The organism is Paenibacillus sp. E194, assembly GCF_000935845.1.
GTDB lineage: Bacteria > Bacillota > Bacilli > Paenibacillales > Paenibacillaceae > Paenibacillus_B > Paenibacillus_B alvei_B.
Genome location: NZ_JMDX01000236.1, coordinates 1 through 8,489, shown reverse-complemented (window position 1 = coordinate 8,489; position 8,489 = coordinate 1). Strand labels below are relative to the sequence as shown.

Below are 8,489 nucleotides of genomic sequence, written 5' to 3'. Positions count from 1 at the left end.
TGAATCGGTGGCACGCAGTGAAGCGACTACTTCCACTGTTCGCCGGACTCGTCCTGCTCCTAAGTGCTTGCGGTCGTGCTGATATATCGGCTCTCAATCCGCAGGGGCCCATTGCAGACAAGCAGTTCGGATTAATGCAGTTGGCGATTACGATTATGACGCTAGTCGTTATTGTCGTATTCGGTATTTCCATTTATGTCGTCCTTCGCTATCGCAGACGACCGGGACAGAACGAGATTCCGAAGCAAGTCGAAGGGAACCACAAGCTTGAAGTGATTTGGACGGTCATTCCGATCATCCTCCTCATTATTTTGGCAGTTCCAACGGTGAAGTATGTATTTGCCTTCGCTGAGGACTATAGCCAAGACAAAGATGCAATTAAGGTTAAGGTAACAGGTCATCAATATTGGTGGGAATTCGAATATCCTGAGTACGGGATTACAACAGCACAAGATATGATTGTTCCGAACGGGAAAAAGATTGCGCTTGAGTTGAAGACAGCTGATGTCCTTCACTCCTTCTGGCTTCCATCCATTGCAGGCAAGATGGATACGAACCCATCCGGCAACGTCAACAAGATGTACATTGAGACGTATGTGGAAGGCGTGTATCGAGGGAAGTGCGCTGAGCTATGCGGTTACTCCCACGCATTTATGGAATTTAAGGTAAAGGCAGTCAGTGAAGCTACATTCACGACTTGGGTGAATGAGATGAAGGCCGAACCAAAACCGTTCGAAGGTGACACACAAGTTGCAGAGAGCTTCAAGCAGAATTGCTTGTCCTGCCACGCTATCGATAATAAGCCGTCCATGGGGCCTAACTTGAAGGGGTTTGGCAGCCGTGAAGCAGTTGCTGGTATTATGCTTAACCGTGAAACTGCTGATGAGCCATTGGATCAGAAGAAGGTTGAGGAGCAACTTCGTCAATGGATTCAGGATCCAGAGAAGGTGAAGCCTGGCAATAAGATGCCAGCATTCAAAGATAAGTTGTCTGAGCAAGAACTCGATGGCATCGTGAAGTACTTGGCAGAATACAAGCTAGATTCCTTGAAAGCAATCAATAAGCAGTAGATTTCAGCATCTTCTAGGGGAGGTAACGACCTTGGCTCACACGGTGAAGCGACATCGCGGCCTGATGGATTGGCTGACGACGGTCGACCATAAGAAGATCGGCATTCTGTACCTTATCGCCGGGGCTCTTTTCTTCGGTATTGGCGGTATTGAAGCCATCTTAATCCGGATACAATTGATTCAGCCTATGAATGATTTCGTAGACGCAAAAACTTTTAATGAATTGATTACCATGCACGGCACAACGATGATTTTCCTCGGCGTAATGCCGATTATCTTTGCACTTATGAATGCCATTATCCCTCTGCAGATCGGGGCTCGTGACGTTGCGTTCCCGTTCTTGAACGCACTTGGCTTCTGGACATTCTTCTTCGGCGGCTTGCTGCTGAACTTGAGCTGGCTGATGGGCGGTGTGCCTGATGCAGGCTGGACATCTTACGTACCGTTATCCAATACAGATTATAGCCCGACGCACGGTGTAGATTTCTACACCATCGGCTTGCAGATTTCTGGTTTGGGTACACTCATCGGGGGCATTAACTTCTTGGCAACGATTATTAACATGCGCGCGCCGGGAATGTCCTTCATGCGCATGCCGATGTTCACTTGGGCGTCCTTCATTACGTCCGCATTGATTCTATTTGCCTTCCCTGCCGTAACGGTAGGCTTGATCTTATTGATGTTCGACCGCTTGTTTGGCGGGAACTTCTTCTATGTACCGAATGGGGGAAGTGTGGTGCTCTGGCAGCACATCTTCTGGATCTTCGGTCACCCGGAAGTGTACATTCTAATTTTGCCGGCGTTCGGGATTATCTCGGACGTTATCAGTACGTTCTCTCGCAAGCGTCTATTCGGATACAGCTCCATGGTATTCGCAACAATCTTGATCGGGTTCTTGGGCTTCATGGTATGGGCTCACCATATGTTCGCAACTGGTCTTGGGCCAGTAGCGAATGCGTTGTTCTCGATTGCGACGATGCTTATCGCAGTGCCAACCGGAATTAAGATATTTAACTGGCTATTCACGATGTGGGGCGGTTCGATTAAGTTCACCGCGGCCAATCTGTACGCAGTAGGTTTCATTCCAACATTTGTTATGGGTGGGGTTACGGGCGTCATGCTGGCATCTGCGCCTGCTGACTTCCAGTTCCATGATACGTACTTCGTCGTAGCGCACTTCCACTACGTTATTGTTGGGGGTTTGGTGCTTGGCTTGTTCGCAGGGCTCCATTTCTGGTGGCCGAAGATGTTCGGACGCATGCTTCGTGAAGGACTAGGAAAAGCTACCTTCTGGATGTTCTGGATTGGATTCCAATTGACATTCTTCGTTCAGCATTTCCTTGGTTTGATTGGAATGCAGCGTCGGGTCTTTACGTACTTGCCGAATCAAGGCTTCGACCTCATGAACTTGGTAAGTACGATCGGGGCAATCATGATGGGTATCGGGGTTCTTATGTTCTTGTACAACATTGCAATTACATCAAGAGATCCGAAGAACTTGGGCAACGATCCTTGGGAAGATGGACGTACGCTGGAATGGACAATTCCATCTCCACCGCCAGAGTACAACTTCAAGCAAACTCCGCTTGTGCGCGGCTATGATGCTTGGTGGAAAGAGAAGATGGAGGGCAACACGGAAATGCCGGCTGCAGAGCCGATTGGTTCCATTCATATGCCATCGCCATCTATTCTCCCGTTCATGATGTCTGTTGGCTTGTTCGTGGCAGGCTTCGGCTTTATGTTCGCGAAGGATGATTTCAATAATGCACTGCTGAACGGTTTGTTCAACAATCATATCGTGGCAGGTTTCGGCCTGCTGATTACATTCGGCTGTATGTTCCTGCGTTCGATTAAGGACGACCATGGATATCATATCGAACCGGAAGAGTTGGAGCAGAAGGGGGTTAAAGCATGAGTGCACATGCACATCACGCAGAAGGCGAATGGCCACATGAGCCGGAAAAAGCAACCCTAGAAGGCCGCAATAAGGTCGTCGGCTTCTGGTTGTTCCTTGGTGGAGAGGCAGTATTATTCGGTACGCTGTTCGCAACATTCCTTGCGCTACGCAACCAAATCGGTGATGGTCCTGCCGCTTCCGAGCTGTTCAAGCTTCCAATGATTGCGGCTGCTACAATGATCTTGCTGACCAGCTCCTTGACGAGCGTGTTCGCTATTCAAGCGATGCATCGCAAAGAAGTCAAAGCCATGCTCAGCTGGCTCGCAGTAACGGTTGCATTGGGACTAGGATTCTTATGTCTAGAAATATACGAGTTCGTAGAATATGTGCATGAAGGTCACACGTTTACGACGAGTGCGTTCAGTTCATCGTTCTACACGCTGGTCGGCTTCCATGGCGCGCACGTTGCCTTTGGTGTCGTATGGATCACACTTGTTATTTTGCAAACAATGAAGAAGGGCTTGAATTTGGTTACAGCACCGAAGATTTACGTCTCCGCACTGTACTGGCACTTTATCGACGTTGTGTGGGTATTCATCTTCACAGTTGTATACCTCATGGGAAAGGTGGGTTAACCAAGTGACAACACACCAAGTAACATCTGACAACTCGAAGCGTCGACATAAGCATGAGGGCAAGCAGAAGCATATTATTGCATTCATCTTCTCTATTGTGCTTACGTTGATTGCATTTGCTACGGTAGGTTCAGCGGGTGAAGTAAACCCAACGTTCACGGTTATCATCCTTCTCGTCATGGCAGTCTTGCAGGTTGTCATTCAGATGGGGTATTGGATGCATATGAAAGATAAAGGACATATGATTCCGATCATGTTCATGATAGGCGGAGCCTTCATCGCCTTAACAGCCATTGTTATGGGTGTTTACTGGGTATGGTGGTAAGTCGTAAGTCGGATAGAGAGAAGAGGGGACGCGAGAAAGCGTCGCCTCTTTTTCCGTAATTGGGCAAAATGTGACGAAATGGTGGCGCCTCGGGTGTTGCAGGATGAGGAGGGCTGAACATTTATGTTCGGGTTGACAGAATACTTCAGTTTCTATGATGTGTGGAGTCCGTTGTTCCTTACAGCAACGGTGCTTATCAATGTGTTATATTTCGGGCTGACAGGGCCTTTTCGCAATCGATTCTCATCTTCTGAGCCGGTGCCTGCTTCGAAGAAGCTAATGTTCGTAATTGGGACAGGCTTGCTCTACCTAGCTCAAGGCGGGCCTATTAATATGATGAGTCATATGATGTTCACCTTCCATATGGCGATGATGGCATTATCGTACATCATTGTACCGCCGCTTCTATTATTAGCTATTCCGTCCTGGTTATGGCGATATCTATTGGATCGCAAGCCGTTGAAGCGTTTGAAGCTATTGACGAATCCGATTCTTAGCGCTGTCCTATTCAATACCTTGTTCTCTTTCTATCATGTACCGGCAGTGCATGATTACGTCATGACTCATTATACGGAACATATTATTTACTACATTGTATTGTTCATTGCTGCTCTGCTGATGTGGTGGCCGATCGTCGTTCCGGTGCCAGAGTGGAACTCGTTGACAGACGTGAAGAAGATGGGCTACGTTTTTTTGAATGGCGTTCTGATTACTCCTGCTTGTGCATTAATCATCTTTGCAAGCGAGCCTCTCTATGCTACGTATGTGGACAAGGAAGCCTGGGTGCAGGCAATGGGCTATTGCATATCCGGGGATCCTGTGAAGATGCTTGCCGCATTTGATGGGCCTACCTTCTTTAATTGGTTCACTCCGATTGAAGATCAACAGCTCGGAGGCATTCTAATGAAGCTGATTCAAGAAACGATGTATGGCTGTATTCTCTTCTACGTATTCGTCCACTGGTTCAGACGTGAAAGTAAAGATGATGACGATTTTGTGGACACCGCAGCAGAAGGGCAGTTGAATTCGTAAAAATGCTCTATAATGGGTAGCGTAAGCAGAAGCAGGAGAATTATTGGCTGCTTCGTTGCCGATGCATATGAGGAGGGCGTTTCATTCGTGGATCTGTACTTTATTATGCCAACTATCAGCACGACGTTCATCGTCGTCAGCGCCATATTGGTCGCTATCGGTTGGGCTCAAATTATTAAGGGCAAGCGGGAACAGCATAAGAAGACGATGCTGGCAGCGGCCGTAGCTGCGACAATCTTCTTCATTATTTATGCTTCTCGCACGGTTTTCGTTGGCAATACCGCATGGGGCGGCCCGGATGACCTTAAGGTATATTATCTAGTCTTCCTGTTGTTCCATATTGTGCTTGCAGCTGTAGCAGCCGTGTTCGGCTTAACGACACTGTATACAGGATATAAAGGTAGTTATGCGAAGCATCGCAAGCTAGGCAAGTTCACCTCTGTAATCTGGTTCATCACCGCAATTACAGGGGCAACCGTATATCTTTTGCTGTATATCTTGTATCCAGGTGGTCATACAAAGCCAGTAATAGATGCTATATTTGGTCTGTAATCATTAGTAGACGGCGATCTATGAAGAGGATTTCCACGGATCGCTGGCTTGTTCGTGAGTGTGAGATATTTTGTTTTAGAAGAAGCTCGCTCTTTCTGCATTTTAGTGCGGAGGGCGAGCTTTTTTGCGTGCTTATATTCATCGTAACAGGCTATTAACTCTGTAAATAAAGATGAGTCTGGATAGGGTAACGTTTCCCCTAATAATGGATTGACAGGAAAGGAGCAACTCATTATACTGTGTATAAAGATATATACAGTAAGCACAGTGATGGGTAACCAAGCACAGTTGATATAGCGGGCTATTGTGAATCAGTTTGATATAAAGGGGGCCTTAAAGTGACAAGACCATATAGAGAAGCGTGGATGATTGTAAAGAACGATCTTGTTCGATTCAAATGGGGCTTGTTGATGACGGTAATGTTCAGTATTTATATGGCCACGATGAGCGGTCTGCTGCTGCGAGAGTTATTTCGAGATGTCGAGCCCTTGACGAGAACTTTTAAGGGGGTTGCGGATTTTGTGTTTCTCGCAACGATCCCGAATCTGGGCTTCTATTTTTCTCGAAGATCGATGCGATATATGAAGGATGACTCGTATACGAAATGGATGCGGAAGCTGCGCATATTCCCAATCGATGCGAGGACCGTGGTTTTATCGCGCACGATGCAGATGTGTGTGGCCATGCTGATCAATATGAGCATTATTATTGTGGGGCACTACATGCTCAGTGAGACAATAAGAAGTCTTGACGGGCTCAGCATCTTATCCTATGTATTCATGCTGGCAGCGTACGCTGTAGCAGTTAATTGGTTGTATATCTCGTTTGAATTAAGCGTGAGCGGACGGTTATATATGAGATATTCATTAGTTCTGCTAGGCGTTATAACCATGGTGTCCGTCCTGATAGCGACAGCGAACGGAAGCATGTTACAGACTGTGATAGACGTAGCGCGATCGTATCCTTGGATGTGTATCGTGTTGTCCATTGTTATCATCGTCAATTCGATGGTGATCGGAATGAATCGATTGCGTAATATTGTTTTGAAGCGAGATTGGATGTGAAGAAGAACAGTACGAATCAGGAGGTGATGAGGAGCGGTGTTTATACCGATTCAAATTAATACGAACAGTTCTGAACCGTTGTATGCCCAAATTAAACACCAGCTTCGTGCACTCATCCTGAGCGGACAGGTAGAAGAGGGAACGCTGCTTCCGTCCATACGTGAATTCGCAAATCAGCTCCAATGCAGTGTGATTACAGTCAGAAGGGTGTATCAAGACTTGGAGAACGAAGGGATGCTGCGGACGAAGCAGGGTACGGGGACATTTGTGACACCGGTTCAAGCGGCAGATCGCGACAGGTATCGCAAAGAAGCGATCGAGCAGGCACTTGAGCAAGCCGTAGAAGCTGCAATGCATGTGGATGTATCAACTGAAGAACTCATGCAGATGCTTCAGGAGATCATCCAGCGTAAGCACAGCGGGAGCTAGTATTTGGTGCGTACAAGGGGGAGAAGCATTGGACAATCAACATGTAATTGAGATGAAACAGGTAGTGAAGCAGCGTGACAACTTCCGCATAGGCCCGTTAAATATATGCATACCACAAGGCTGTGTCACCGCCATCATAGGTACGAATGGGTCTGGCAAGACGACGATGCTTGGAATGTGCCTGGGACTTGTTCATCCTGATGAAGGTAAGGTAACTGTGCTGCAGGAGGAGACAGAGCCAGAGCTAAGCACACTTGTGAAGGCGCGAATAGGCTACGTAGCGGAGAACTCTGATTCGGAGGAGGACGATATGACGGCGGAGCAAATCGTATCCTTTGTTTCACAGTGGTATCCTTCATGGGATTGGCAGCTCTACCACCAGCTTATGGCGAAGTATGAGCTGCCGCCGAAGCAGAAGCTGAGTAAGCTGTCGAAGGGAATGCGCCGCAAGCTGGATTTGATCGTTGCGATATGTCCGCAGCCAGAGCTGCTGCTGCTTGATGAACCGTCCTCCGGGTTCGATCCACTATCTTGGCGCATGATGATCAATGATTTGCATTCGTATTTAAAGGATGGGAAGCGGACCGTCTTAATCGCGACACATATCGTAGATGAGGTAAAGCGGTTGGCTGATTATATTCTGGTCATGCATAAGGGCAAGGTGCTTCATTTTACGGAAAAGGACGCCCTGTTCGATGCGTGGAAGGTGTTTGTCGTGGATGGCGAGGCAGCGGATTACGAAGGTGCACCAGGTCTGATGAAGGCTATGCAGGAGCGCTTCGGGGTAAGACTTATTGCGCATAATGCTACCGGTTTGGAGCGTTTTTTGCACGATGAAGGGATTGAGGTTGTTCAGACTCATGCATTGGAGCTGGATGACATATTAGCTTATATGATTGAGATGCATATTGAGGGGAGCGTATACGCGCAATGAATCCATTACAGTTGCAGCAAGTCGTGAAGCAGTACGGTGACAAGACAGCCGTGAATGGTCTTAACTTTAAGGTAGAAGAAGGGGAAATCTACGGATTGCTTGGTGCGAATGGTGCGGGCAAGACGACGACAATGCGGATGGTTCTTGGTCTTATTTATCCAGATGGCGGATCTATTACGTATCATGGGAAGCCGTATCATGAAGGGCTGACTCGTATTCTCGGGTATTTGCCGGAGGAACGGGGAATGTACCCGAAGGTGAAGATTAGCGAGCAGGTAACGTACTTGGCGCAGCTGCGCGGGATGAAGCGTGCGGAAGCAGACAAGAACCTAAAGTATTGGCTGGAACGGTTCAATGTACCGGAAAACTACAACAAGAAAATTGAGGAGCTGTCTAAGGGGAATCAGCAGAAAATCGGCTTCATTGCAGCTATTGTTCACAAGCCGAAGCTGCTCATCTTGGACGAAGCGTTCAGCGGCTTGGATCCCGTTAACGTCGAATTGTTGAAGGAGACGGTTAAGGAGCTGCGCGATCAAGGCACGAGCATTCTT

10 protein-coding genes are annotated in these 8,489 nt (G+C 47.6%); all 10 read left to right on the top strand.

Annotated elements, in window-relative coordinates:
- Positions 1 to 1,070: cytochrome c oxidase subunit II (coxB, locus tag AZ66_RS23555; RefSeq protein WP_442950317.1), on the top strand; the 1,070-nt coding region annotated here is incomplete at its 5' end.
- A 64-nt stretch (positions 1,071 to 1,134) separates the two neighbouring features.
- Positions 1,135 to 2,985, top strand: a complete 1,851-nt coding sequence (gene ctaD / locus AZ66_RS23550) for a cytochrome c oxidase subunit I (RefSeq protein ID WP_044357086.1) — start codon at positions 1,135 to 1,137, stop codon at positions 2,983 to 2,985.
- Positions 2,982 to 3,602, top strand: a complete 621-nt coding sequence (locus AZ66_RS23545; RefSeq protein WP_021256218.1) for a cytochrome (ubi)quinol oxidase subunit III — start codon at positions 2,982 to 2,984, stop codon at positions 3,600 to 3,602. The genes ctaD and AZ66_RS23545 overlap by 4 nt, the downstream gene beginning before the upstream one ends.
- A gap of 4 nt (positions 3,603 to 3,606) precedes the next feature.
- Complete coding sequence (locus AZ66_RS23540; RefSeq protein ID WP_044357083.1) at positions 3,607 to 3,927, top strand: cytochrome C oxidase subunit IV family protein; 321 nt, start codon at positions 3,607 to 3,609, stop codon at positions 3,925 to 3,927.
- A 123-nt stretch (positions 3,928 to 4,050) separates the two neighbouring features.
- Complete coding sequence (gene ctaG / locus AZ66_RS23535; RefSeq protein WP_044357082.1) at positions 4,051 to 4,959, top strand: cytochrome c oxidase assembly factor CtaG; 909 nt, start codon at positions 4,051 to 4,053, stop codon at positions 4,957 to 4,959.
- An 87-nt stretch (positions 4,960 to 5,046) separates the two neighbouring features.
- Positions 5,047 to 5,511, top strand: coding sequence for a DUF420 domain-containing protein (locus AZ66_RS23530; RefSeq protein WP_021256215.1), 465 nt, complete (start codon positions 5,047 to 5,049; stop codon positions 5,509 to 5,511).
- 338 nt (positions 5,512 to 5,849) lie between these two features.
- Positions 5,850 to 6,575: a hypothetical protein gene (locus tag AZ66_RS23525; RefSeq protein ID WP_044357081.1), complete on the top strand. Its 726-nt coding sequence runs from the start codon at positions 5,850 to 5,852 to the stop codon at positions 6,573 to 6,575.
- Positions 6,576 to 6,611: 36 nt separating this feature from the next.
- A complete protein-coding gene (locus AZ66_RS23520; protein ID WP_021261259.1) occupies positions 6,612 to 7,004 on the top strand; it encodes a GntR family transcriptional regulator in 393 nt (130 codons plus the stop codon).
- A gap of 28 nt (positions 7,005 to 7,032) precedes the next feature.
- Positions 7,033 to 7,938 carry an ABC transporter ATP-binding protein gene (locus AZ66_RS23515; RefSeq protein ID WP_052648803.1) on the top strand — a complete coding sequence of 302 codons (906 nt, stop codon included), beginning with the start codon at positions 7,033 to 7,035 and terminating at the stop codon, positions 7,936 to 7,938.
- A partial coding sequence (locus tag AZ66_RS23510; protein ID WP_044357080.1) for an ABC transporter ATP-binding protein occupies positions 7,935 to 8,489 on the top strand: 555 nt, incomplete at its 3' end. The genes AZ66_RS23515 and AZ66_RS23510, both read left to right, overlap by 4 nt.

Coding starts and splice junctions, on each gene's coding strand:
- ctaD (WP_044357086.1), top strand. CDS start 1,135: ATGGATTGGCTGACGACGGTCGACCATAAGAAGATCGGCATTCTGTAC.
- AZ66_RS23545 (WP_021256218.1), top strand. CDS start 2,982: ATGAGTGCACATGCACATCACGCAGAAGGCGAATGGCCACATGAGCCG.
- ctaG (WP_044357082.1), top strand. CDS start 4,051: ATGTTCGGGTTGACAGAATACTTCAGTTTCTATGATGTGTGGAGTCCG.